Annotated in this window: 21 protein-coding genes and 1 pseudogene; 16 read left to right on the plus strand and 6 right to left on the minus strand. The window is 56.8% G+C overall.

Going from position 1 to position 23714, the window contains the following annotated elements; all coding sequences use genetic code 11:
* The first annotated feature begins 77 nt into the window (after positions 1 to 77).
* From ACMWLG_RS15240 to ACMWLG_RS15285, 10 genes and pseudogenes are all read left to right on the plus strand, one after another.
* A complete protein-coding gene (locus ACMWLG_RS15240) occupies positions 78 to 1079 on the plus strand; it encodes an LLM class flavin-dependent oxidoreductase (RefSeq protein WP_045400021.1) in 1002 nt (333 codons plus the stop codon).
* Complete coding sequence (locus tag ACMWLG_RS15245; RefSeq protein WP_045400018.1) at positions 1076 to 2197, plus strand: amidohydrolase; 1122 nt, start codon at positions 1076 to 1078, stop codon at positions 2195 to 2197. Before ACMWLG_RS15240 ends, ACMWLG_RS15245 begins: the two co-directional genes overlap by 4 nt.
* Before the next feature lie 16 nt (positions 2198 to 2213).
* A pseudogene (locus ACMWLG_RS15250) lies at positions 2214 to 4477 on the plus strand (NtaA/DmoA family FMN-dependent monooxygenase).
* 9 nt (positions 4478 to 4486) lie between these two features.
* Positions 4487 to 4996, plus strand: a complete 510-nt coding sequence (locus ACMWLG_RS15255; protein WP_045400010.1) for a GNAT family N-acetyltransferase — start codon at positions 4487 to 4489, stop codon at positions 4994 to 4996.
* A 9-nt stretch (positions 4997 to 5005) separates the two neighbouring features.
* Positions 5006 to 5932, plus strand: coding sequence for an amino acid ABC transporter permease (locus ACMWLG_RS15260; protein ID WP_045400006.1), 927 nt, complete (start codon positions 5006 to 5008; stop codon positions 5930 to 5932).
* Positions 5916 to 6689 (plus strand): amino acid ABC transporter ATP-binding protein, encoded by a 774-nt coding sequence (locus tag ACMWLG_RS15265; protein ID WP_024909602.1) that lies wholly within the window; start codon positions 5916 to 5918, stop codon positions 6687 to 6689. The genes ACMWLG_RS15260 and ACMWLG_RS15265 overlap by 17 nt, the downstream gene beginning before the upstream one ends.
* A gap of 9 nt (positions 6690 to 6698) precedes the next feature.
* The gene (locus tag ACMWLG_RS15270; RefSeq protein ID WP_045400003.1) at positions 6699 to 7586 is read left to right on the plus strand and encodes an ABC transporter substrate-binding protein; all 888 of its coding nucleotides are present in this window, start codon (positions 6699 to 6701) and stop codon (positions 7584 to 7586) included.
* Between the two features lie 233 nt (positions 7587 to 7819).
* Complete coding sequence (locus ACMWLG_RS15275) at positions 7820 to 8437, plus strand: glutathione S-transferase family protein (protein WP_023311965.1); 618 nt, start codon at positions 7820 to 7822, stop codon at positions 8435 to 8437.
* A 37-nt stretch (positions 8438 to 8474) separates the two neighbouring features.
* Positions 8475 to 8705: a tautomerase PptA gene (pptA, locus tag ACMWLG_RS15280; protein ID WP_023311964.1), complete on the plus strand. Its 231-nt coding sequence runs from the start codon at positions 8475 to 8477 to the stop codon at positions 8703 to 8705.
* A 197-nt stretch (positions 8706 to 8902) separates the two neighbouring features.
* Positions 8903 to 9904, plus strand: a complete 1002-nt coding sequence (locus ACMWLG_RS15285) for a Kdo(2)-lipid IV(A) acyltransferase (protein ID WP_045620469.1) — start codon at positions 8903 to 8905, stop codon at positions 9902 to 9904.
* A 44-nt stretch (positions 9905 to 9948) separates the two neighbouring features.
* Here ACMWLG_RS15285 and ACMWLG_RS15290 read toward each other — a convergent pair whose 3' ends face one another.
* Both ACMWLG_RS15290 and ACMWLG_RS15295 read right to left on the minus strand, forming a co-directional pair.
* Positions 9949 to 11634 (minus strand): NAD-dependent malic enzyme, encoded by a 1686-nt coding sequence (locus tag ACMWLG_RS15290; RefSeq protein WP_045620467.1) that lies wholly within the window; start codon positions 11632 to 11634, stop codon positions 9949 to 9951.
* 32 nt (positions 11635 to 11666) lie between these two features.
* The gene (locus tag ACMWLG_RS15295) at positions 11667 to 12614 is read right to left on the minus strand and encodes an AEC family transporter (protein ID WP_045399997.1); all 948 of its coding nucleotides are present in this window, start codon (positions 12612 to 12614) and stop codon (positions 11667 to 11669) included.
* A gap of 404 nt (positions 12615 to 13018) precedes the next feature.
* Between ACMWLG_RS15295 and ACMWLG_RS15300 the strand changes: the two genes are divergently transcribed.
* Both ACMWLG_RS15300 and ACMWLG_RS15305 read left to right on the plus strand, forming a co-directional pair.
* Positions 13019 to 14350 (plus strand): 2-hydroxycarboxylate transporter family protein, encoded by a 1332-nt coding sequence (locus ACMWLG_RS15300; RefSeq protein WP_045399995.1) that lies wholly within the window; start codon positions 13019 to 13021, stop codon positions 14348 to 14350.
* Between the two features lie 121 nt (positions 14351 to 14471).
* Positions 14472 to 15107, plus strand: coding sequence for a helix-turn-helix domain-containing protein (locus tag ACMWLG_RS15305; protein ID WP_045399993.1), 636 nt, complete (start codon positions 14472 to 14474; stop codon positions 15105 to 15107).
* A gap of 27 nt (positions 15108 to 15134) precedes the next feature.
* Here the strand turns inward: ACMWLG_RS15305 and ACMWLG_RS15310 are convergent, their stop codons facing one another.
* Positions 15135 to 16613, minus strand: a complete 1479-nt coding sequence (locus ACMWLG_RS15310; protein WP_045620313.1) for a PLP-dependent aminotransferase family protein — start codon at positions 16611 to 16613, stop codon at positions 15135 to 15137.
* 164 nt (positions 16614 to 16777) lie between these two features.
* Here ACMWLG_RS15310 and ACMWLG_RS15315 point away from each other — a divergent pair, with 164 nt between their 5' ends.
* On the plus strand, positions 16778 to 17233 hold the full coding sequence (locus ACMWLG_RS15315) for a GNAT family N-acetyltransferase (RefSeq protein WP_023311957.1): 456 nt from the start codon (positions 16778 to 16780) through the stop codon (positions 17231 to 17233).
* Between the two features lie 69 nt (positions 17234 to 17302).
* Here ACMWLG_RS15315 and ACMWLG_RS15320 read toward each other — a convergent pair whose 3' ends face one another.
* Positions 17303 to 17605 (minus strand): ArsR/SmtB family transcription factor, encoded by a 303-nt coding sequence (locus ACMWLG_RS15320; protein ID WP_045354132.1) that lies wholly within the window; start codon positions 17603 to 17605, stop codon positions 17303 to 17305.
* Between the two features lie 160 nt (positions 17606 to 17765).
* Here ACMWLG_RS15320 and fusA point away from each other — a divergent pair, with 160 nt between their 5' ends.
* Complete coding sequence (gene fusA / locus ACMWLG_RS15325) at positions 17766 to 19865, plus strand: elongation factor G (RefSeq protein WP_023311955.1); 2100 nt, start codon at positions 17766 to 17768, stop codon at positions 19863 to 19865.
* A gap of 35 nt (positions 19866 to 19900) precedes the next feature.
* On the opposite strand, the gene ACMWLG_RS15330 is transcribed toward fusA, so the two are convergent.
* Entirely contained in the window at positions 19901 to 20473 is a 573-nt protein-coding gene (locus ACMWLG_RS15330; protein WP_029741093.1) for a flavin reductase family protein, read from the minus strand.
* Positions 20474 to 20581: 108 nt separating this feature from the next.
* Here ACMWLG_RS15330 and nhoA point away from each other — a divergent pair, with 108 nt between their 5' ends.
* Entirely contained in the window at positions 20582 to 21427 is an 846-nt protein-coding gene (nhoA, locus tag ACMWLG_RS15335; RefSeq protein ID WP_045620315.1) for an N-hydroxyarylamine O-acetyltransferase, read from the plus strand.
* A gap of 39 nt (positions 21428 to 21466) precedes the next feature.
* On the opposite strand, the gene ACMWLG_RS15340 is transcribed toward nhoA, so the two are convergent.
* On the minus strand, positions 21467 to 22060 hold the full coding sequence (locus tag ACMWLG_RS15340; protein WP_045399983.1) for a TetR family transcriptional regulator: 594 nt from the start codon (positions 22058 to 22060) through the stop codon (positions 21467 to 21469).
* A gap of 116 nt (positions 22061 to 22176) precedes the next feature.
* On the opposite strand from ACMWLG_RS15340, the gene ACMWLG_RS15345 reads away from it, so the two are divergent.
* The gene (locus tag ACMWLG_RS15345) at positions 22177 to 23664 is read left to right on the plus strand and encodes an MFS transporter (protein ID WP_045399981.1); all 1488 of its coding nucleotides are present in this window, start codon (positions 22177 to 22179) and stop codon (positions 23662 to 23664) included.
* The last annotated feature ends 50 nt before the right edge of the window (positions 23665 to 23714 follow it).

Genomic DNA, 23714 nt, shown 5'->3' on the forward strand with positions numbered 1-23714 from the left:
AATGTAAATTAATTGTTTCTCAGTGGTGAAATGCGCCTTTAATAATGTCGACATGTTAAGTCAAACGAGAACGCAACATGTCATGGCGAATCAGCATTCTGGATAAAAGCCCCATCGCTGAAAACGAAACGGCTGCCGATGCACTGGCGCGTACGCTGGCGCTGGCGCAGCAGGCAGAAAATCTGGGCTATCACCGCTTCTGGATTGCCGAACACCACAACACTCCCCATCTTGCCAGCCCCTCGCCGGAGCTGCTGATTGCCTGGATCCTCGGGCAGACAACGCGCATCCGCGTCGGATCCGGCGGCGTGATGCTCCAGCACTACAGCCCTTATAAAGTCGCCGAGAATTTTAACGTGCTGGCCGCGCTGGCGCCCGGCCGCGTGGATCTCGGCGTCGGAAAAGCCCCCGGCGGGCTGCCGCTCTCAACCCGCGCGCTTCAGCAGGGTCTGAATCAACTGGAAAAGGGCAGCTTCGCCGAACAGCTGGCCCAGCTCGATCGCTGGATCCGTCCTGAGCATCAGTCTCATGAAGAGGCCGTTCGCGCCACGCCGCTGCCGCCGCTGCCTGCAGAGGGTTTCCTGCTGGGCGCGAGTATCGATAGCGCGCTGCTGGCCGCCGGGCTCGGCTGGCACTTTGTGTTTGCCGCGCATCTGAACGGTGACCCTGAGCTGCTGCGCGAGGTGGTCTCGACCTGGCGTAAGAACAGCACGCGGGACGTGATTGTGGCGGTACAGGCGATTGTCGCGCCGACGCAGGCAGAGGCGGAAGCCCTGGCGCAGAAGGTTGAAGTGTGGGGCGTTGAGCTGGCAAACGGCCAGCGTGTCACCGTGGCCAGCGAAGAGCAGGCCTACGCCTTTGCGCGCCAGGCGGGCAGCGAGCCGGTGCGCATTGCACGTCGGGCGCAGTCGCTGCTGGCGGGTACGGCTGAGTCGGTGCTCGAACAGCTTAACGCCCTGCATGAAAAGTGGGGTATTGACGAATTTATCATCGACACGCCGGTAGCGGAGGGGGCAACGCGCGTCGCGTCGCTGCGCCTGCTTGCCGAGGCGCGTCTTAACAAGGAGGTCACCGTATGAGCTTTGGCGAACAGCTGATTGCCTGGCGTCGCGAGCTGCACCAGAACCCGGAGCTCTCCGGCCAGGAAGTGGAGACCACAACGCGCCTGCGCCAGTGGCTGACGAATGCCGGGATTACTCCGCAGCCTTACGACCTGTCGACCGGGCTGGTGGCGGAAATCGGCTCGGGCAACAAACTGATTGCGCTGCGCGCAGATATTGATGCCCTGCCGATTGAAGAGCGCAGCGGCGTGCCGTTTAGCTCCCAGCGTGCAGGCGTAATGCATGCCTGCGGACACGATATCCACACCAGCGTGATCCTCGGCGCCGCGTTAAAGCTGAAAGAGCGGGAAGCGTCGCTTAACGGCCGGGTGCGGATCCTGTTTCAGCCTGCCGAAGAGAACTTTGGCGGTGCGAAGAGCATGGTTCGGGCCGGTGCCCTGCGTGACGTCAGCGCCATCTTCGGCATGCATAACGAGCCCGGCCTGCCGGTCGGTGAGTTCGCTACCCGCGGCGGGCCGTTTTATGCCAACGTCGATCGCTTCGTGATCCGCATTACCGGTAAGGGCGCGCACGCCGCGCGTCCGCACGAAGGCAACGACGCCATCGTGCTGGCGAGCCAGCTGGTAACGGCGCTGCAAAGCGTCGCCAGCCGCAACGTCAACACGCTGGACTCGGTGGTGCTGAGCGTGACGCGCATTGCAGGCGGTAACACCTGGAACGTGCTGCCGGAAAGCGTCGAGCTGGAAGGCACGCTGCGCACCCACCGCACGGAAGTGCAGCAGAATGTGAAGGCCCGCGTGGGCGAAATAGCCGCCGGGTTTGCCAGCGCCTTTAGCGCGCAGATTGACATCACCTGGTATGCCGGGCCCACCGCGCTGGTGAACGACGAGCGCTGGGCCGATTTCGCCACCTCGGTCGCCAGAGAAGCAGGCTACGAAACCCGGCACGCCGAGCTGCATATGGGCGGGGAAGATTTCGCGGTCTATCTGCAGCATATCCCTGGGGCATTTGTCAGCATCGGCAGCAAAAGCCCGTACGGTTTACACCATCCGGCATTCAATCCGGATGAAGCATTAATTGAGCCCGCTGCCCGCTATTTTGCACAGCTTGCGGAAAAAGCCCTGCAACACGTCTAATTCTTAAGAGGTGAATATGTCTGCACATCGTCAACTGCGGCTGGGGACCATTTTGCATGGTGCATCCGGAAATATGTCCGCCTGGCGTCACCCTGAGGCCGTCGCCGATGCCAGCATCAATTTTGATTTCGTCAAAGCGACGGCGTTAAAGGCGGAGGAGGGCAAACTCGATTTTTTATTCGTTGCCGACGGTCTCTATATCAACGAGAAATCGATCCCGCATTTTTTAAATCGCTTTGAACCGCTGACGGTGTTATCCGCTCTCGCCAGCATCACCTCGCGCCTGGGGCTGGTGGGAACCTTATCCACCTCCTACAGCGAGCCTTTCACTACGGCGCGCCAGTTCGCCAGCCTCGATCACCTGAGCAACGGGCGCGCGGGCTGGAACGTGGTGACTTCCCCGCTGGAAGGATCAGCAAAGAACTTCTCTCGCGAAAAACACCCCGAGCACGCGCTGCGCTATCGCATTGCGGATGAGTATCTCGACGTGGTGAAAGGGCTGTGGGATTCCTGGGAAGGCGACGCCTTTGTGCGCAATAAAGAGAGCGGTCAGTTTTTTGACCCGGCAAAATTGCATACCCTGGACCACTGCGGTGATTTCTTCCAGGTCGCCGGTCCGCTTAATATTGGGCGAACGCCACAGGGGCGGCCGATTGTCTTTCAGGCAGGCGCGTCGGACGACGGGAAAAAGCTGGCGGCGAAACATGCCGACGCCATTTTTACCCATCACGAAACGCTCGACGAAGCGAAAGCCTTTTACCGCGACGTGAAGCAGCAGCTGGAAAGTAACGGACGCCGCGCGTCGGATTTACATATTTTCCAGGGCGTCAGCGTGATTGTGGGTAAAGACGCCGATGGCGTGGAAAACCAGTATCAGACCACGGCGGCGCTGGTGTCGATTAACGATGCCCTCAACTACCTCGGACGCTATTTCGAGCATCACGATTTCAGCCAGTATCCGCTCGACGAGCCGTTCCCGGATATCGGCGACTTAGGCAAAAACAGCTTCCGCAGCACCACCGATGAAATTAAGCGTAACGCCCGCGAGCGCAGCTTAACCCTGCGTCAGGTGGCGCTTGAAGCCGCTTCGCCTCGCCCGCGCTTTTCCGGTACGCCGGAAGAGGTGGCCGACGGCCTGCAGGCCTGGTTTGAAGGCTATGCCGCAGACGGCTTCATCATTCAGGGCGGCACGCCGGACACCTTCCCGCGCTTTGTTGACCAGGTGGTGCCTGTTTTACAGGCGCGCGGCCTGTTCCGTACCGACTACCCGGGCACCACGCTGCGCGAAAGTCTGGGTTTAGACGAACCTGAAAACCAATACACACAACAATAAAAGAGAACCCCGCTATGCAGAAAACAACGCTTATTCTGGCGCTCGCGCTGGCCTTTTCCCCTGCCGTCTGGGCAGATAATGTGAATATTAACGGCACCGGCGTGAGCATCGAGGCCAATAAAACGCCGGTTAATACCGCTAAAAACAACGATGCGGTGGCACAGCTGCCGAAAGACTATCGCTTTGCCGTCCCGGGGAAATTTACCGTGGCGGTGGCGGGCCTCAATCAACCGCCGCTGACGGTGTTTTCCGATGACAACAAAACGCTGTTAGGGAGTGAAGTTGACGTCGCCCGTCTGGTCGCAGACAGCCTCGGGCTGGAGCTAAACGTGGTGCCGACCTCCTGGGAAGACTGGCCGCTGGGCGTGGCCTCCGGGAAATATGATGCCGCCATCAGCAACATTACCGTCACCAAAGAGCGTAAAGAGAAATTTGACTTTGCCACCTACCGCAAAGATTCCCTCGGGTTCTACGTGAAATCAACCAGCCCGATCAAGTCGCTGCAGAAGGCTGAGGACATCGCCGGGCTGCGGATTATCGTCGGCTCCGGCACCAACCAGGAGGCCATCCTGCTGGCCTGGAATGCCGAAAATCTGAAGAAGGGGCTGAAGCCCTTTACCCCGATCTACACCAAAGACGATGCGGCACAAACGCTGGCGCTGCAGTCGGGGCGCGCGGATGCCAACTTTGGTCCGAACGTGATTGGCGCCTGGAAAGCGGCGCTGAACGGGAAAACCAAACTGGTGGGTAGCGTCGACGGCGGCTGGCCGAAGGCGGCGCACATTGCGGTCACGCTGAAGAAAGGCAGCGGGCTGGTTGAGCCGGTGCAAACCGCGCTGAACGGCGTCATCAAAAACGGCGACTACGACAAAGTGCTGAACCGCTGGGGGGAAGGCGTTGAGCGTATTCCTCAGTCAGAAGTGAATCCGGCTGGCCTGGGCGATTAAGGAGGCGTGATGAGCGAACGATTTCGTGATGTTTCCCCGGAAGACGCCGAGCTTCAGCCCATTATCGAAGGGCTGTTCGGTGAATATGCCGCCCGCTACGGGGACTACTTCTCCAAAGACGCGGAGGTTGAGCTCACCGAATGGTATTTAGCGCCGCAGGGGCTGTTTATCGTTCTGGAGCGCGACGGGAAGATTATCGCCACCGGCGCGTACAAACCTTTCGACGAACGCACCGCGGAAATCAAACGCATCTGGACGGACAAAACCCTGCGTCAGCAGGGGCTTGCCGGGCGCGTGGTGCAGGAGCTCGAGAGCAGGGCGGTGCTGGCAGGATACAGCCAAATTTACCTGACAACCGGCTTTCGCCAGCCGGAAGCGGTACGGCTCTATCTCAGCCAGGGCTATCAGGCGCAGTTCGATCTGAACCGCGATCCGGAAGAGTACAGCCAGCCGCCGTTTGACGGTCGGCTGCGCTTCACCAAAACGCTGGTACGCGAAGCGTTCAGTAAAACCGCATGAGGAACGACGATGAGCAACGTTGAAACCATTAAGGTGGTCCCGGCGCGTTATCCGCTGCGGGCCGTCGGCGCCGCGGTGGCGCTGTTTGTCCTGGCGGTCGTGATTCAGTCTGTGGCCTTTAACCCGCGCTGGGAGTGGGCGGTGTTTGCCCGCTGGTTCTTTGACCCGGTGATCCTTGAAGGTGTCGGGCAGACCCTGCTGCTGACGCTGATCGGCACCGCGCTGAGCGTGGTGTTTGGCGGCATGCTGGCGCTGGCGAGACTCTCTTCATCCTGGCTGCTGAGCAGCCTGGCGTGGGCCTATATCTGGCTGTTTCGGTCGCTGCCGCTGATCGTGGTGCTGATTATCCTGTACAACTTTTCCTATCTCTACGACACGCTCTCGCTCGGCGTGCCGTTTACCGGTATTACCTGGGGCAGTTTTGAAACCATCAACGTGCTGGGGCAGTTCTCTACCGCCGTGGTGGGGCTCACCCTGGTGCAGAGCGCCTATACCGCCGAGATCGTTCGCGGTGGTTTCCTCGGGGTCGATCACGGCCAGTATGAGGCCGCCGCCGCGCTGGGCCTCCCCGCCTGGCGCCGCACGGTGCGCATCATTTTGCCTCAGGCGCTGCGCACCATTCTGCCGTCGGGGTTCAATGAAATCATCAGCCTCGCCAAGGGCACGGCGATGGTGTACGTCCTGGCGATGCCGGAGCTGTTTTATACCATCCAGATGATCTACAACCGCACGCAGGAGGTGATCCCGCTGCTGATGGTCGGTGCCGCGTGGTACCTGGCGATCACCACCGTCCTGTCCGCTATCCAGTATGGCGTCGAACGCGCGCTTGCCCGCAGCGAACGCCGCTCTGCCGTTAATCAGAACCGTGCCGCCCGTCGCACCCGTTCTGTCACCACCACGCCAGCACAGGAGCCCGTCCATGCAAGCCTCTCCTGAAGGACACATTTCGATTACCGGCGTCAGCAAGTTTTTTGGTCGCCATAAGGCGCTCGACAACGTTTCGCTGGAGATCCCGCCCGGGTCCGTGACGGTGATCCTCGGGCCGTCGGGCTCCGGTAAATCGACGCTGCTGCGCACTATTAACCACCTGGAGCGCGTTGACGAAGGCTTTATCCAGATTGACGGGGACTACATCGGCTATCGCCGTCAGGGCGACAGGCTCTATGAGCTGAAGGAGAAGGAGATCCTCAAGCAGCGCGTCAACGTGGGCTACGTGTTCCAGAACTTCAATCTCTTTCCGCACCTCACGGTGCTGGAAAACCTGATCGAGGCGCCCATCGCGCATAAAAAGCTCAGCAAAAAAGAGGCGGTGGAAAGGGCGTACAGCCTGCTGGACGTGGTCGGGCTGCGGGATAAAGCCGATGCCTGGTCGCGCCATCTTTCCGGCGGTCAGCAGCAGCGTATCGCCATTGCCCGCGCGCTGGCGCTGCGTCCCCGCGTGATGCTGTTTGATGAGCCCACCTCGGCGCTGGATCCGGAGCTGGTGGGGGAAGTGCTGGACGTGATCAAAAAGCTGGCCCGGTCCGGCACCACGCTGGTGGTGGTGACCCACGAGATCGGCTTTGCCCGGGAAGTGGCGGATCAGGTGGTGTTTATGGTCGACGGAAAAATTGTCGAGCAGGGAAGCAGTGACGAGGTATTAAACCGTCCGTCACATGCGCGAACGCGCCAGTTCTTGTCAAAAGTGCTGTAAGGAGCGCCAATGAAATATGGACTTCTGGCGGGGCTGGTCTTCACGACGGCGAGCCACGCCAGCATTGATTTGAAAGCCAACGAGCAGCCGTTGCCGGTGACGGTGGATCGGCAGGCCGTGGCGAAGATCCCCGCCAATTACAAATTCGTTGAGCCGGGTACGCTCACGGTCGCCGTTTCGGCGCTGAATTCTCCGCCGCTGGCGCTGCTCGCCAGCGATAACCGTACGCGCATCGGCAGCGATCCGGATATTGCCCGCCTGCTGGCGGGCAGCCTGGGGCTGAAGCTAAAGCTGGTGCCGACGGCGTGGGAGGACTGGCCGCTGGGGATCGCCTCCGGGCGCTATGACGTGGCGCTGGTGAACATTGCGGTGACCGAACAGCGTAAAGAGAAGTTTGATTTTGCGACCTACCGCGTCGATTCGCTGGCGTTTTCGGTGAAATCCACCAGCGACATTCAGTCAATCAAAAGCGCGGAAGATCTGGCCGGGAAGAAGGTGATTGTCGGCTCCGGTACGAATCAGGAGCGCATTCTGCTGGGCTGGAACGAAGAGAACAAAAAGGCGGGAAGGGCGCCTGCGCTGCCGGTCTATCTCCACGACGATGCCTCGGGCAATCTCTATATTCAGTCCGGCAGGGCGGACGTGTTCTTTGGTCCGCAGTCGGTATCGGCCTATAAGGCTGCGCTCACGGGCAAAACCCGCGTCGTCGGTTTAGGGCCGAAAAAAGCCTATGTCGCGACCACCACCAAAAAGGGCAATGAGCTGGTGTACGCGCTGCAGGCCGCGCTGGACGGCGCGATTAAGCGAGGTGATTACCAGAAGGTGCTGGCGCGCTGGGGCGAGCAGGGCGAAGCGGTGGCGCAGTCGGAGGTCAACCCGCCAGGGATAACCTACTAATGGTGCTCTATACCCAAAATAATTCGAGTTGCAGGACAAAACGGCTTGCCGTTTTGAACAGCGCTTGCGCTGGCCCCGAAGGGGCGAGGCTACAGGCCGAGTAACGCGGCAAGGGAACGAATCCCCGGGAGCGTACACTAGTACGTTACTGGGGTGAGTGAGTGCAGCCAACGCACCTGCAACTTGAAGTATGGCGGGTATACACTTAGGGTTTTCATCCCTGAGGAGGCAACATGATTAAACTCTATGGCGTACCCGGCTGGGGCTCGGCGATCGGTGAAGTGATGCTAACCCTGGCCGATATCCCCTATCAATTTATCAACGTGGACGGGTTTGACCAGCCCGGTCCGCAGCGCGAGCTGCTGCAAAAGCTCAACCCGCTGTGTCAGGTACCCACGCTGGAGCTGGAAAATGGCGCCATCATGACCGAAACGGCGGCGATTGCCCTGATGGTGCTCGACAGATGCCCCGATCTCGCGCCGCCCGTGGGGCAGGCCGAACGCCAGCAGTTTCAGCGCTTGCTGATCTGGTTTGTGGCTAACGTCTATCCCACGTTTACGTATGCAGACTATCCCGAACGCTGGGCGCCGGATGCGCCTGAACAGCTGCAGAAAAACTGCATCGAATACCGGAAGTCCCTCTATTTGTGGTTCGAAACTCAGCTCAAGGCCGCCCCGTTTGCGTTGGGGGAACGGCTGACGCTGCTGGATGTGTATATCGCGGTGGCGCGAACCTGGGGGCCACGCCATGACTGGTTTGCGACCAATACGCCGAGGTTTACGGCTATTGCGGACACCGTATGCCAGCTGCCGGAACTGCACAAGGTGTTAAAGGCCAACGGTATTATCTGATAACGTGGAGCCCTGACTCACAACTGGAAGCCTGCATATGCCACACGTAGATATCAAATGTTTTCCCCGCGATTTGAACGACGAACAAAAAGCCGCACTGGCCGAGGATATTGCTGAGGTCATTATTCGCCATTTCAACAGCAAAGACAGCTCTGTCTCCGTTGCGTTGAATCAGGTGAACCAGGAGGACTGGAAAGCGCAGGTCTGGGATACCGAAATAGGACCGAAGCTGGACGAATTAATTAAAAAGCCTGGCTATTCAATGTAAGCGCACTTGCCGGGGGGGATGGATCTCTCCTTCCCGGTTTTTTCCCGTCTCGTCTTCATTTTTTTCGCAAAAATCGATAAAAATGCGTTTTGTTTTATCCGCTACAATTAACGTTTCTGGCTGACATATTATTAATCCTTAGGAAAGATCTTCAAAAGAATCAATTAAGGACAGACACGTTAAAGGATAATTTTCGCATGACAAAATTACCCCGTTTTTCATTCGCCTTTCTTCATCCCCGTTACTGGCTAAGCTGGGCCGGCATTGCGGCTCTGTGGCTCATCATGCTGCTCCCTTATCCGCTTCTGTTCAGAATCGGTCATGGCCTTGGTCGACTGGCGATGCGCCTGCTTCCCCGCCGCGTCGAAATTGCCCGCCGCAACCTGGAGCTTTGTTTCCCGGAGATGAAAAAGGCGGAGCGAGAGTCCCTGCTGCAGCGTAATTTTGAATCGGTAGGAATGGGGGTAATCGAAACCGGGATGGCATGGTTCTGGCCCGCGTGGCGGGTGAAGAAATGCTTTACCGTGCAGGGGTATGAGCACATGGAAAAGGCGCGGGCAAAGGGCAATGGCGTGGTGCTCGTTGGCATGCATTTTCTCACCCTTGAGCTGGGCGCGCGGATCTTTGGCATGCTTAATCCCGGCATTGGGGTTTATCGTCCGAATAATAACGCGCTGCTGGACTGGCTTCAGACGCGCGGACGCCTGCGCTCCAATAAAACCATGCTCGATCGTCATGATTTAAAGGGCATGATCCGCTCGCTGAAGCAAAATGAGATTTTGTGGTACGCCCCGGACCATGACTATGGCAAAACCAATAGCGTCTTTGTGCCGTTCTTTGCGGTTCCGGATGCCGCCACGACCGCTGGAAGCTATATGCTGGTCAAAAGCGCTAAGCCTGCCGTCATCCCCTTTGTGCCGCGCCGCAGGGCGGATGGCTCCGGTTACGAACTGATTATTCTTGAGGATATCAGCGAGGCGTTGCAGGGCGGCGATAAAGAAGCCGTGGCGACGCAGATGAACAGGGCAATTGAGCAGGCCGTACGCATGGCGCCAGAGCAGTATATGTGGCTGCATCGTCGCTTCAAAACGCGTCCTGAAGGGGGACCTGACCGGTATGCCCGTCTGAAACAGGCGGCAACTCGGGATGATAGTCTCTCCGCCAGCGATTTTTCTGACCGCTCAGGCATACAGCACTAAAACCACAGCGATGCCCTCACCCTGCGGTGAGGGCATGACTGGCGCTACAGCGCAGACCTGCGGTACGGCGCATAGTCCGCCTGCCACCAGGTCTTCTCAATACGCGCCATCAGCGTCTCATCATCTATCGACGGAGCCACGCCCTGTTTAATCGCGGCCCGGGCGACGGCGACGGCAATCTGGCGTGAAACCGTTTCAATCTGATCTACCGGCGGCAGCAATCCGCCTTTTTCCGTGGTGACCAGCGGAGACTGCGCGGCCAGGCTGGGGCTTGCTGCCATCAGCATCTCTTCCGTCACCCGGCGCGCGTTGCAGGCCAGCACGCCCAGCCCCAGGCCCGGGAAAATATAGGCGTTGTTACACTGGGCGATCTCGTAGTGTTCATTCTCCCAGAATACCGGGGCAAACGGGCTGCCGGTGGCCACCAGCGCGGCCCCCTGGGTCCAGGCGATAAGATCCTGCGGCTGGGCTTCCGCCCGCGAGGTCGGGTTCGAGAGCGGCATGATGATTGGGCGCGGACAGTGGCGATGCATCTCTTTGACAATCTCTTCGCTGAACAGCCCCGGCTGGCCTGAAACGCCGATCATCACCGTGGGATGCGCGTTTTTCACCACGTCCAGCAGGGAAATATTTTGCGAGTCTACCTGCCAGCTGCAAACGGCGTCGCGCGCGGTAAGCAGGTTTTTCTGGAAATCGAGCAGGTTGGTCATGTCGTCGGTCAGCAGGCCGAAGCGATCGACCATAAAGATCCGACTGCGGGCTTCGGACTCGGTCAGGCCGTCGTCCACCATCAGCGCCACAATCTTTTCAGCTATTCCGCATCCGGCAGAGCCGCTGCCCAGGAAGACCACGCGCTGGTCGCGAATGCGCGTGCCCGCCGCATGCGCCGCCGCCATCAGCGTACCGGCGGTGACGGCGGCCGTGCCCTGTATATCATCATTGAAGCAGCACAGCTGGTCGCGGTAGCGCTGGAGCAGCCTGGTAGCGTTTTTCTGCGCAAAGTCTTCAAACTGCAGGAGAACATTGGGCCAGCGCGCTTTAACGGTGCTGACAAACATATCCATAAACTCAGCGTACTGGTCGTCGCTGATGCGCGGGTGGCGCCAGCCCATGTACATCGGGTCGTCGAGATGTTGCTGATTATTGGTGCCGACATCCAGCATAATCGGCAGGGTAGAGGCCGGATGGATCCCCCCACAGGCGGTATACAGCGACAGCTTGCCAATTGGGATGCCCATTCCGCCGATACCCTGATCGCCAAGCCCTAAAATACGTTCCCCGTCCGTCACCACAATCACGCGAACGTCGTTGCGCGAAAAGCTTTGCAGCATCTCATCAATACGATGGCGATTCGGCCATGAAATAAACAGGCCGCGCGCGCGTCGATAAATCGTAGAGAAATGCTCGCAGGCTTCACCGACCGTCGGGGTATAGATAATCGGTAACGTCTCTTTCAGGTGCGAACGCAGGAGGTTATAAAAAAGAGTTTCATTGGTGTCCTGAATATTTCGCAGGTATACATGACGCGAAATATCGCTTTTAAAATGACAGAACTGCACCCAGGCGCGCTCGGTTTGTTCCTCAATCGTTTCAACGTTGTGCGGCAATAACCCATGCAAATTAAAATTGTCACGCTCTTCTTTAATAAATGCGAGCCCTTTATTTAGCAGCGGATTTTCCAGCAATACGGCCCCGTTATAGGGGGTGTACAGAACTTCTTTCCGGGACATGGTTAACTCCTGAATTTTTTAAATAAAACAGATTAAGAGATGAAATAGATCATAATGCCTTCGGTCACGACCCCGACGGCAGTGCCAATTAATATGGAAGAGGATGCGGTATCAATATAGGTATCGCTGCGCAACGCAAACATCCCCGCGGCAATCGCGGAAGGCGTTGCGCCAATAATGACGACCTGCTGCAGTAAGGTATGGCTCAGGCCAAAGGCGATCCCCGCGGCGGCCATCATTGCCGGCTGAATAAGGTTTTTGATACTGATATTGGTAAACGTTTGCACGTTCAGTTTTGGACGTTCACCGTAAAACAACAGGCCGAGGGCAAACAGGGACAGTCCGCCTGAAACTTTGCCAACCATTTCGATAGGCATGCTGAGAATAGAAGGGATTTGCACGCCGGCCAGACTGAGCAATACGCCGGAGACCGGGATCCAGACGATAGGATTGCGTGCCGCCTTGATGAGGTTTTGCACGATCATCGCCCCCGGGTGCAGCGCCTCCAGGCCGTCATGACCGTTTTTATCACCCATACGAATCAGGACGATAGTCAGAGGGATCATGATAACGCTGGTAATAATATTGCCAATCAGCACGCCGATAAATCCTTCCGGCCCAATCAAGACCGCCAGGACCGGTGCGCCAAAGTAGGCCATATCGGGAAAGGCGCAAACCAGTGACTGAATGGCGCTGGTTTTGATATCGTGGCGAAAAACGTAGCGCGAAATAAATAGCGTCAGTAAATACGACCCCATTAAACCGACAACTAAAACGGCAATAAAGGTCAGGTTCTTAATTTTATTGGGATCGGTATGCAATGCACCGATAAAAAGATGGAAAGGAAGGGCGAAACGAATCACCACGGTTGCCATGACGTTTGCATCTTCACGCCGGGAATATCCCAGCTTTCCACTTAGCCATCCAAGTAACATTATAAAGACGAGCGGAAACAGTGACTGTAATAGTAATGAAGGCATAGTATTTCCTGTAGGGTATTTTATGTGTTTTATTGCAGCGCTAATCTAGCGCTTAGAAAGCAGGACAGGAGTGACAAGGGTCACACTCTCTCTGGTTTTATTAATTTCAAAAAGATTGCATTAGTTGGATAACTAATACCTTCGTCAAATATTGATAAGACGCAAGAAAGCAACATTAGTCGTTATAAATAACTTTAGTTACTTAATGATGAATTAAGTTATTTAAAAGCAAAGAGCCAGATTGTTCACATTTCTACCCGCAGGTCCATGATAATTTCATCGCGAGCCTGTTTTTAGAAAAGGCCATCTAAGTCTTTATTTATATTTAAGAACATTTATTCGTATCAGGAATAGTTTCAGTTATTCCTTTCTCTGTTTATCCGAACATAAATTCAGGTGATTATATGAAAGATAATCCTGTACCGACTTCAGAACTGTCGACCTCGCGTTTTGCCTTTGGGCTCAATAATACCGAGGTGGGCACGGTCCCGTTGATGCTGTTCGTCGGGATTGCCGCGATTGTGGCGACGTCCGCCTGGGCAGGGCTGCTGCCGAAAAATATGATAGGTGGACTCGCGGTCATCATGACCCTCGGTTTCGCCTTTGCCAAAGTCGGGCGTCAAATCCCGGTGCTGAAAGATATCGGCGGCCCGGCGATCCTGTGCCTGATGGTCCCCTCCGTGCTGGTCTATTTTGGCGTATTCGGGAAACATACCCTTGATACCGTGCATCTGCTGATGAAAGAGGCGAATCTGCTCTATTTCGTCATCGCCTGCCTGGTGGTCGGCAGCATTCTGGGGATGAATCGGGTGCTGCTGATCCAGGGGATGATGCGCATGTTTGTTCCGCTGGTGGCGGGAACATGCATGGCCGTGCTGAGCGGCCTCATTGTGGGTTCACTGTTTGGTTATACGCCTTACCACACCTTCTTCTTCATCATTGTGCCCATCATTGGCGGCGGGATCGGCGAGGGGATTTTGCCGCTGTCCCTGGCCTATTCGGCAATACTGGGGCAGACGCCGGACGTCTACGTTGCGCAGCTTGCACCCGCTGCGGTCGTTGGGAATATCTTTGCCATTATTTGTGCGGGCTCGCTGGCGCGACTCGGCGCGAAACGTCCTGCGCTTTCGGGAAATGGCATGCTCACGCGGAGTAAAGACGACGCCAGCCTGTTTGCCGGGGCGCAAAGCACGCAGCAGACGGATTTTCATCTGATGGGCGGCGGATTGCTGATGGTGTGCGCGTTTTTCATCGTCGGCGGACTGTTTGAAAAACTGGTGCACATTCCCGGCCCGGTGCTGATGATCCTGATTGCCGTTCTGTGTAAATACTTCAGGGTGATCCCGGCCTCAATGGAGCAGGGCGCGCATAGCTGCTATAAATTCGTCTCGGCTGCGCTGGTCTGGCCGCTGATGATCGGCCTCGGGATGTTATACGTGCCGCTTGAGAGCGTGGTGTCGGTCTTCTCGGTGGGATACGTGGTGGTATGCGGTTCGGTTGTGATTGCGATGGCGCTGAGCGGCTACGTTATTGCGTCGCGTCTGAATATGTATCCTGTGGAAGCGGCCATTGTGACCTGCTGCCACAGCGGGCTGGGCGGAACGGGGGACGTGGCCATTTTGTCCGCGTCTAACCGGATGTCGCTCATGCCGTTCGCGCAGATCGCCACCCGCATCGGCGGCGCGTCGACGGTAATTTTCGCCACGCTTCTGATGGGCTGGATTATGGCGCACTGATCCGAAACGTCAGGATACTGAATCGCAACGACATTTACAGATTGTCGCTGCGGTTCAGTCCTTTATAAAACTCACCGCGCTGTATAGAATTACCGCAGCCACAGCGACGGGATACCACACGATGACCGGAAGAGTTGATTATCAGATTGAAAAATATCTCCTGACCGAAGCCGCCGAACCGGAGCGCCTGACGCGCCAGTGGGCGGAGGTGCTGGAGGAGTGCCGTGAGCAACAGTCCGGTGCGGAGGATCGTCTGCGTCTCGCGCTGCTTAATGTGGATTATGTCACCAGCTTCGAGCTGCCGTTCAGGCTGCTCCTCACCCGCGCGCCCCAGCTGATTGACGCTGTCAGAAAAGAGCTTCAGCTCAGTCAGAAAAATGTTCTGTTTAACGGCAAGCGCTTTGGCTGCGTCTATAGCCTTAAAAGGGATCTGGACGGCATACCTGACGAGTTTACCTATCAGCTGAAAACGCGTATCCAGCGCAGTGACGCGACAGGATGCAATGAAGCGCCTTACCGGCAAATTGCCCAGCAGGTTAAAGCCCCCCGCGAACGACTTAAGCTGGCGCTGGAAAATGGGTTAGCGATAACGGCACTCGACGGGCTTTTCTGGTTTGGCATTCAGCGCATCGCGGCCGATGTGCAGAGATTACGCAAAACGGGGATGAGGATCGTGACGTCCGACGCCGAGGTGTTTGATACGCTCACCAAAACAACCCGGCGGATACCTGTTTATAGCCTTGCTCGCCCGGAATGAGTGTTCGCCGCTGACCGGTCGACGGCATCAAACATGACGGAAAATTGCGGCCAGTTTTTTTACAGCGTCTTCTATCTCCCTTTCCGTGTAAGCAGCAAATCCCATCAAAAAACCGGTGGACGCGGGAGGACCTGCATATAAATTGGTAAGACCAAGTATATCAACACCCGCGCGGCGGGCGGCGGTGGCTATTTCTTTCTCGGATATGCCGTATTTCAGGTGACAAGGCATTTGCATTCCCCCCGCAGGCGTTTCACAGGTAACATATTCGGAGAGATATTCGTCCATCATGCTTGCCAGCGCGTCGCGACGAGCAACATAAATACTCCGCATCTTACGAACATAGGCGCCAAAATGGCCCCCCTCCAGAAATTTAGCCAGCGTCAGCTGGGTTATTGAGGCGGTGTGACCATCCATTAATGTCCTCGCCATGGTAAAGGGCTCTATCAGTTCTGAGGGAACGATGGTGTAGGCAATACGTAGCCCAGGGAACAGAGACTTGGTGAACGTGCCGATATAAATTGTCCGGTTGGAAGTATCAAGCCCCTGAAGACTGGCCATTGGCTTGCCTTCGTAGTGAAACTCGCTGTCATAGTCATCCTCAATAATCCAGGCTCCGTAACGGTTTGCCCATTTAACAACTGCCAGTCGTCGGTCAAGAGAGAGCGTCACCCCGGTAGGGTACTGATGAGAAGGCGTAAGGTAGATCGCCCTGGCAGGCTCGGTCAGAGAATTAAGACCGTCAACCGAGATGCCTTTTTCATCAAGAGGAACCGGAATACAGCGAAGCCCTGCAGCGTTGAACGCTTTGTGCGCCCCTTGATAGGAGGGATCTTCAATGACAATGCCATCACCGGCGTCCATCAGCACGTGGGAACAGAGCGCAAGCGCCTGTTGAGAATTTGTCAGAACGATGACCTGTTCCGCCCTCGCACGCGTTCCGCGCTCAAGGTTGACATATTCCGCAATTGCCCGTCGCAGGCGCTCTATACCCTGTGGGGGACTTTGCTCTAATGCCTGATGCTGAAACTCCTTCAGGACCTGTCGCTGAAGACGCTCCCAGATCGGAATGGGAAACATGCGGGTTTCAGGAATGCCGGGCGCAAGGGGGCGAGGTGAAGAAAATTCTCGGATCCCGCCGCTTTCATAAACGATCTTTCCCCGGACGCTGAGTTTCGCTTTTCTTATCTCAGCGGTTGGCTGATGCTGTCGAGGACGGGGTTTTAAAAAACGCGCGCTGGAAGAGACGAAGCTCCCTCTGCCTGTTTGTCTCTCAATAAAACCTTCGGCATGCAGGCTGGAGTAGGCCGCTTCAATGGTATCCCGGGAAACGCTGAGAGAAGCTGCCAGAGCGCGTGAGGCAGGAAGGGCCTTACCGTGAGATAATACCCCTTCCAGTATCAGCGTCCGTATTGCTCTCTGGATCCTTTCATGAAGCGGTAGCGATTCGTTAGCGGGGTCGATAATCCATGCCTTAACCGTTTCAAGCTGTGCGTGCTTAAACATTACGTTGTCCACTTTTCCTGTGTGTCTTTTGATTCTAAAGCAATATTGCATGCAGAAGGATGAAAAATTGGTCTGCCTTGATGGCGAGAATTGGCGGGGCAAAACGTGCCATTCAGCGAATACACTCTTCCTGAAACGAATAAACGGGTGACCAAAGAGGCAATATGAATAATACGAGCGTAATAATTGAGGCAGTTAAAGAACGTGATTTTGAAAGCTGGATGCCACTATGGGGAAAATATCAGGCGTTTTACAACGTCGATCTGTCCGGGGCAATTACTGAACGAACCTGGCAACGATTTTTCAGCCCCGTTGAGCCGCTATTCTGCGTGGTTGCACGATGTAATGGAGACGTAGTGGGTTTTGCGCATTATCTCTTTCATCGTTCGACCTGGGCTGAGAGCGATTATTGCTACCTCGAAGATTTATACGTCTGCGAAGCCGTAAGGGGCAAACACATTGGCAAACAGTTAATAGAATATGTTCAGAGAGAAGCGAGAAAACATCATGCCAGCCACCTTTACTGGCATACGCATGAAGCCAACTATCGCGGGCAACGATTGTACGACTGGATTGCGAAGAAAAGTGGAATGATTGAATATCGTATGCAGGTTAGATAAATCCCTTCGCTGACGTAATGCCCCCTCAAATATGTACGGGGCATTTTTCAGGAAAAAACAGGCATGCCCTTATGATTTGGCCTGTAAAAGTATCTCCATCAGCCCTGGAAAACGGGCATCCAGATCCTCTCTTCGCAACGAAATCATGTTCTCCCGCCCCTGCGGGCGCTGCCAGATCACGCCGCTGTCGCGCAGAACGCGCCAGTGGTGCGTCATTGTCGACTTTACTACATCCTCCGGGCGCAGCGCGTTACAGCTGAGTTCGCTGCCATCGGCCAGCCGGCGAATGATCGACAGCCGGAGCGGATTGCCGAGGGCAAACAGCACATTTTCCAGCAGTATTTGTTCAGTTTCAGGGTGGTTTGGGATCATCGTTTTCCTGCGTTTGGCGTCAGATTGAGCTATATCAACAATAGGTCAACCGTTAAAAAATAGTTCGATAATACTCGTACAATAGGACTATTATAGCAAACGAACGAATGCACGACCATCCTGGTCGTGACAGACAAGTCATAAGACTTAAGGAAATATCATGCCCCGACCCATCCCTCTCGAACGTTATCGCAACATCGGTATCTCCGCGCATATCGATGCCGGTAAAACCACCACCACTGAGCGCATCCTGTTTTACACCGGGATGAGCCACAAGCTGGGTGAAGTACACGATGGCGCGGCAACCACTGACTGGATGGCGCAGGAGCAAGAGCGCGGGATCACGATTACCTCCGCAGCCGTCAGCTGCTTCTGGCCGGGTATGGACAGAGGCTATGAGCCGCACCGGATCAACATCATCGACACCCCGGGCCACGTGGATTTCACCATTGAGGTGGAACGTTCCATGCGCGTACTCGACGGCGCCGTGATGGTGTATGACTCCGTGGGAGGCGTGCAGCCGCAGTCGGAAACCGTCTGGCGTCAGGCCAATAAATATCACGTTCCGCGACTGGCCTTCGTCAACAAAATGGACCGTGCGGGTGCCGATTTCTTCCGCGTCGTGCGGATGATGCAGGAGCGCCTGAAGGCCAATCCGGTGCCGATTGTCATCCCGGTGGGCGCAGAAGATCATTTCACCGGCGTGGTGGATCTCATCAAGATGCGCACCATTCTGTGGGACGACGCGACGCAGGGCATGGTGTTTACCTATGCGCCCGTGCCGGACGATTTGGTCAGTACCGCCCAGGAATGGCGGGAAAAAATGGTCTCTGCGGCGGCGGAAGCCAGCGATGAACTGATGGATAAGTACCTGGAAACGGGCGACCTGACGGAAGCGGAAATTATCAAAGGGCTGCGTATTCGCACCATCTCGGGTGAAATTCAGCCGATGCTGTGCGGCAGCGCGTTCAAAAATAAAGGCGTGCAGCGCATGCTCGATGCGGTCATTGAGCTCATGCCGTCGCCGCTGGACGTGCCGGCCATTGATGGCGTGGATGAAAAAGGGCAGCACGCGGAGCGTCATCCGAGCGATGATGAGCCGTTCTCGGCCCTGGCGTTCAAGCTGATGAGCGATCCGTACGTCGGGCAACTGACCTTTATCCGCGTGTACTCTGGCGTGCTGCGCAAAGGCGACGCGGTGTACAACCCGGTGAAAGGGAAGAAAGAGCGCATCGGGCGTATCGTGCTGATGCATGCCAACGATCGTCACGAGGTGGACGAACTGCGCGCCGGAGACATCGCGGCCTGCGTGGGGCTGAAGGATGTGACCACCGGCGATACGCTCACCGATCCGAATGCAGTGATCACGCTTGAACGCATGGAGTTCCCGGACCCGGTTATCTCGCTGGCGATCGAGCCGAAAACTAAGGCCGATCAGGAGAAAATGGGGATCGCGCTGCAGCGTCTGGCGGCGGAAGATCCATCGTTTCGCCTGCATACTGACGAAGAGTCCGGCCAGACCATTATCTCCGGGATGGGTGAGCTACACCTTGAGATCATCGTCGACCGCATGAAGCGTGAGTTTGGCGTCGAGGCGAACATTGGCCGCCCACAGGTAACCTACCGTGAAACCCTGCGTAAAACGGTGAAGGATATCGAAGGTAAATTTGTTCGTCAGTCCGGCGGTAAAGGGCAGTACGGCCATGTGGTGCTGAGCCTGGAGCCGCTGGAGCCTGGAAGTGGCTTTAAATTTGAAGATGCCACCAAGGGCGGCGTGGTGCCGCGCGAGTACATCCCGTCCGTTGAGAAAGGGCTTCGGGAAGCGATGAACAGCGGCGTGCTGGCGGGCTATCCGGTTGTTGATGTCAAAGCGACGCTGACGTTTGGCTCGTATCACGACGTTGACTCCTCGGAGATGGCGTTCCGCATGGCGGCGATCCTCGGCTTTAAAGAGGGCGCCCGCAGGGCGGACCCGGTGATCCTTGAGCCGATCATGCACGTGGAGGTGGAAACGCCGGAAGAGTACGCCGGTAACATCATGGGCGATCTCTCTTCCCGCCGCGGCATGGTGCAGGGGATGGCGGAGCAGTACGGAAGCCAGATTATTCGCGCTGACGTGCCGCTGGCAGAGATGTTTGGTTATGCCACGACATTGCGCTCGATGTCCCAGGGACGCGCGACGTATACGATGGAGTTCCATCATTTTGCGGAAGCCCCGCGGAATGTTGCGGATGAGATTATTGCGCGGCGTGCGAAGTAATACGGTCACCCTCTCCCAATAGGGGGAGGGTTTTCTCAATCCGGCGCCTTCACCATCTTCCCGCTCGCGACAAACGTTCCGGCCCCAAGATGATGCAGGGTATTCAGCTTATCCCCGTCAAACTGCCAGCGCCCGGCGATAAACGCGCGTTCATCGGCTGCCGCTGAAACCACTTCACCAAAAAGCGTATCGTATTTTTCTGCCGCTGAGGTGACGGGTAATAACCGACACTCCATCCACGCCAGACATTTTTCTTCTATCACCGGCAGGCCAAGTTCAGGACCGTTCACCACCGGGATCCCGTAGCAGTTAAATTTGTCCTCATCGCGCCCGCTGACGCTACCGACCGCGTATGTCCAGTTGGCCGCCGCCACGCCGGGGATGACGATGCCAAACTTCCCGCTGCGCTCAATCAGCTCGCGCGACCAGGTGCTTTTATCCACGACTATTGCGATGCGCGGAGGTTCAAACTCAACGGGCATTGACCATGCGGCGGCCATCACGTTGCGTCTGTCGAGGCTTTCATCCCGACTGGTGATAAGCACAGTAGGGCCGTGGTTCAGCAGACGGCTGGCATGACGTAATTCAACAGGGCGAAAGTGGCTCATAGGGTCTCCTCATCTACACCGATGAGTATGACGAAAAAGCACGTAAATCAAAGTGGATGCGTAAAAATAGTTTATAAACAGAACATCTCAATCAAAGGAAACTGATGTATGTCCCCATTTCTGACCGCCTATTCTGCCCGCATCGGCTGGGCGCAACCGACGCGGGTGGATATCGATACCCTGCGCGCGCTGCATTTACATCACAACTGTGCGATCCCTTTTGAGAATATTGATGTTGTTCTGCCTCGCGAAATCCAGCTTGACGATCGGTGCCTGGTCGACAAGCTGGTCACCGCACGTCGCGGAGGATACTGCTTTGAGCAAAACGGCCTGTTCGAGCGCGTCCTGCGTGAAGTCGGGTTTACGGTGCGTAGCGTGCTGGGGCGCGTGGTATTAGCGAGTCCGCCGCAAATGCCGCCGCGCACGCACCGCCTGCTGCTGGTTGAGCTTAACGGTGAGCGCTGGATTGCCGACGTCGGCTTTGGAGGCCAGACGCTGACGGCGCCGATTCGCTTGCTCGCTAATGAAGAACAGGAGACGCCGCACGGGCTGTATCGTCTGCTGAGCGAGGGGAACGACTGGGTGCTGCAGTTCCGGCACCACGAGCACTGGCAGTCGATGTACCAGTTTGACCTGACGACGCAGTATTTCAGCGATTACGTGATGGGGAATTTCTGGTCGGCGCACTGGCCGCAGTCGCATTTCCGCCATCATCTGTTGATGTGTCGCCATCTGCCGGACGGCGGCAAGCTGACGCTGACCAACTTCAACTTTACCCACTGGCGGAACGGCCATGTGGAGGAGCAGATCCATCTTCCCAACGCTGCGGCGCTATACCAGCTAATGCAGGAGCGCTTTGGTCTTGGGGTTGACGATCCGAAGCACGGCTTTACACTGTCAGAATTGACGGCGGTGATGGCAGGGTTTGATACACATCCTCAGGCCGGGAAATAATACGCAGGCCGGGTAAGGCGTCGCCGCTACCCGGCAACATCACTGCTTAGACGGCGTATTAAACAACTCGAGCGTGATTAATTTATCAAGATGGTTGTTAAAGGCGGCTTCGTCCATTTCGGGCATGTTTAAGATATACATTCCGTCAAGACCGCACACCAGACCAATCAAGCGCCAGGCAATATTTTCCGCCCGATCGCCCGGATTTAATGCCCCGGCCTCCGTTCCCGCTTTGATAAGCGCCACCGTTTCCTGGTGCCACATCTCCATGGTCATCACATAGGCGCCTTTGATGTCGGCATCGCGGCTGGCCAGGATCTGCGCCTCACGCCACAGGCGAATATAGGGCTCAAACCTCCCGTCATCGCTGCCGAGCATGGCATGAAGCTGTTCCCGCCAGCCGGCCTGTTTACCCGCGACATCCGCATCCAGCAGCTCGCGAATTAGCCGTACGAAGGCCAGCGATTTTAGTTCGCCGCCGGACGTAAAATGATGATGTACCTGGCCGGTGGCGACTCCGGCCTCGGCGGCAATACGGCGTACCGTCATTGCAGCCAGTCCTTCAGCCAGCGCCACGCGCATGGCGGCCTGTAAGATGGCTTCCCGCCGTTCATCCTTGCTCAGATATCGCATGTTTACTCACTCTCAATGGGAATGAAACGAGTGTAACAAAAAGCTGGACATGCGTTCAACTTTACGTAGGATCGCATCCTGGACATGTGTCCATGTTTTAAAAGAAAAGGAAATTTATGTTTCGTCAGTGGTTAGCGTTAGTGATTATCGTGCTGGTGTATATCCCGGTGGCGATCGACGCGACGGTGCTGCACGTGGCGGCGCCGACATTGAGCATGACGCTGGGCGCCAGCGGCAATGAATTGCTGTGGATCATCGATATTTACTCGCTGGTGATGGCGGGAATGGTGCTGCCGATGGGCGCCCTGGGTGACCGCATTGGTTTTAAACGACTGCTCATGATTGGCAGCACGCTGTTTGGCCTGTCGTCGCTGGCGGCAGCATTTGCCCCGTCAGCAGGGTGGCTGATTGCGGCGCGCGCCTCGCTGGCAATCGGCGCGGCGATGATTATTCCGGCCACGCTGGCAGGGATCCGCACGCTGTTTATCGACGCGCGGGATCGTAACATTGCGCTCGGCGTCTGGGCTGCGGTGGGCTCCGGTGGCGCGGCGTTTGGCCCGCTGATTGGCGGTATGCTGCTCGAGCATTTTTACTGGGGATCGGTCTTTTTAATCAACGTGCCGATCGTGCTGGTGGTGGTTTCGCTGGCCGCGCGTTTGGTGCCTCCTCAGCAGGGGCGTCCGGAGCAGCCGCTGAATATCAGCCATGCCATTATGCTGATTGTGGCGATTTTGCTGCTGGTCTACAGTGCGAAAACCGCGCTAAAAGGCGTCCTGTCGCCGTGGGTGGTCGCGTCCGCGCTGGTGACCGGCTCGGTGCTGCTGTTTATCTTCGTGCGTATTCAGCTCCGCGCTCGCGTACCGATGATCGACATGCGTCTGTTCTGCCATCGCATCATTTTAAGCGGCGTGGTGATGGCGATGACCGCCATGATTGCCCTGGTCGGGTTTGAGCTGCTGATGGCCCAGGAGCTGCAGTTTGTTCATGGCTTTACGCCGTTTGAAGCGGGAATGTTCATGCTGCCGCTGATGGTGGCGAGCGGGTTTAGCGGACCGATCGCGGGTGTGCTGGTGGGTCGTCTCGGTCTGCGCATTGTGGCGGCTGGCGGAATGGGGCTCAGCGCCGTCAGCTTTATCGGCCTGTCGATGCTCGACTTCAGCACGCAGCAGCTGCTGGCTTCTGCCCTGATGGTTCTGCTCGGCTTCAGCGCCGCCAGCGCGCTGCTGGCCTCGACCTCGGCGATTATGGCCGCTGCGCCGAAAGAGAAAGCCGCCGCGGCAGGGGCGATTGAAACCATGTCCTATGAGCTGGGCGCCGGGCTGGGGATCGCCATCTTTGGTCTGCTGTTGACCCGCAGCTTCTCGGCGTCAATTGACCTGCCGCAGGGGCTGAACGCCTCGCTCGCAGATAAAGCCTCGTCATCCATTGGTGAGGCGATGAAGGTGGCGCAGGATCTGACCCCGACGCTGGCGGAGTCGGTGATTGAGGCGGCGAAAAGCGCGTTTATCACTTCGCACAGCGTGGCGCTGGGCAGCGCGGGCGGAATGCTGCTGCTGTTGGCAGTGGGGATCTGGTTTAGCCTGGCGAAGGCCAAGCCGCAGTAATACAGGGCGCGCGGTTGGCGCGGGTGGGGCAGATGGGCTATGTTTTTTAA

The organism is Enterobacter sp. 01-M-02-SI-ECC (genome assembly GCF_047530595.1).
GTDB lineage: Bacteria > Pseudomonadota > Gammaproteobacteria > Enterobacterales > Enterobacteriaceae > Enterobacter > Enterobacter cloacae_M.

Coding starts and splice junctions, on each gene's coding strand:
- nhoA (WP_045620315.1), top strand. CDS start 20,582: ATGTCCCCATTTCTGACCGCCTATTCTGCCCGCATCGGCTGGGCGCAA.
- ACMWLG_RS15320 (WP_045354132.1), bottom strand. CDS start 17,605: ATGATCCCAAACCACCCTGAAACTGAACAAATACTGCTGGAAAATGTG.
- ACMWLG_RS15275 (WP_023311965.1), top strand. CDS start 7,820: ATGATTAAACTCTATGGCGTACCCGGCTGGGGCTCGGCGATCGGTGAA.
- ACMWLG_RS15255 (WP_045400010.1), top strand. CDS start 4,487: ATGAGCGAACGATTTCGTGATGTTTCCCCGGAAGACGCCGAGCTTCAG.
- ACMWLG_RS15295 (WP_045399997.1), bottom strand. CDS start 12,614: ATGCCTTCATTACTATTACAGTCACTGTTTCCGCTCGTCTTTATAATG.
- ACMWLG_RS15285 (WP_045620469.1), top strand. CDS start 8,903: ATGACAAAATTACCCCGTTTTTCATTCGCCTTTCTTCATCCCCGTTAC.
- ACMWLG_RS15290 (WP_045620467.1), bottom strand. CDS start 11,634: ATGTCCCGGAAAGAAGTTCTGTACACCCCCTATAACGGGGCCGTATTG.
- ACMWLG_RS15340 (WP_045399983.1), bottom strand. CDS start 22,060: ATGCGATATCTGAGCAAGGATGAACGGCGGGAAGCCATCTTACAGGCC.
- ACMWLG_RS15265 (WP_024909602.1), top strand. CDS start 5,916: ATGCAAGCCTCTCCTGAAGGACACATTTCGATTACCGGCGTCAGCAAG.
- ACMWLG_RS15310 (WP_045620313.1), bottom strand. CDS start 16,613: ATGTTTAAGCACGCACAGCTTGAAACGGTTAAGGCATGGATTATCGAC.
- ACMWLG_RS15345 (WP_045399981.1), top strand. CDS start 22,177: ATGTTTCGTCAGTGGTTAGCGTTAGTGATTATCGTGCTGGTGTATATC.
- ACMWLG_RS15270 (WP_045400003.1), top strand. CDS start 6,699: ATGAAATATGGACTTCTGGCGGGGCTGGTCTTCACGACGGCGAGCCAC.
- ACMWLG_RS15305 (WP_045399993.1), top strand. CDS start 14,472: ATGACCGGAAGAGTTGATTATCAGATTGAAAAATATCTCCTGACCGAA.
- ACMWLG_RS15300 (WP_045399995.1), top strand. CDS start 13,019: ATGAAAGATAATCCTGTACCGACTTCAGAACTGTCGACCTCGCGTTTT.
- fusA (WP_023311955.1), top strand. CDS start 17,766: ATGCCCCGACCCATCCCTCTCGAACGTTATCGCAACATCGGTATCTCC.
- ACMWLG_RS15330 (WP_029741093.1), bottom strand. CDS start 20,473: ATGAGCCACTTTCGCCCTGTTGAATTACGTCATGCCAGCCGTCTGCTG.
- ACMWLG_RS15260 (WP_045400006.1), top strand. CDS start 5,006: ATGAGCAACGTTGAAACCATTAAGGTGGTCCCGGCGCGTTATCCGCTG.
- ACMWLG_RS15245 (WP_045400018.1), top strand. CDS start 1,076: ATGAGCTTTGGCGAACAGCTGATTGCCTGGCGTCGCGAGCTGCACCAG.
- pptA (WP_023311964.1), top strand. CDS start 8,475: ATGCCACACGTAGATATCAAATGTTTTCCCCGCGATTTGAACGACGAA.
- ACMWLG_RS15240 (WP_045400021.1), top strand. CDS start 78: ATGTCATGGCGAATCAGCATTCTGGATAAAAGCCCCATCGCTGAAAAC.
- ACMWLG_RS15315 (WP_023311957.1), top strand. CDS start 16,778: ATGAATAATACGAGCGTAATAATTGAGGCAGTTAAAGAACGTGATTTT.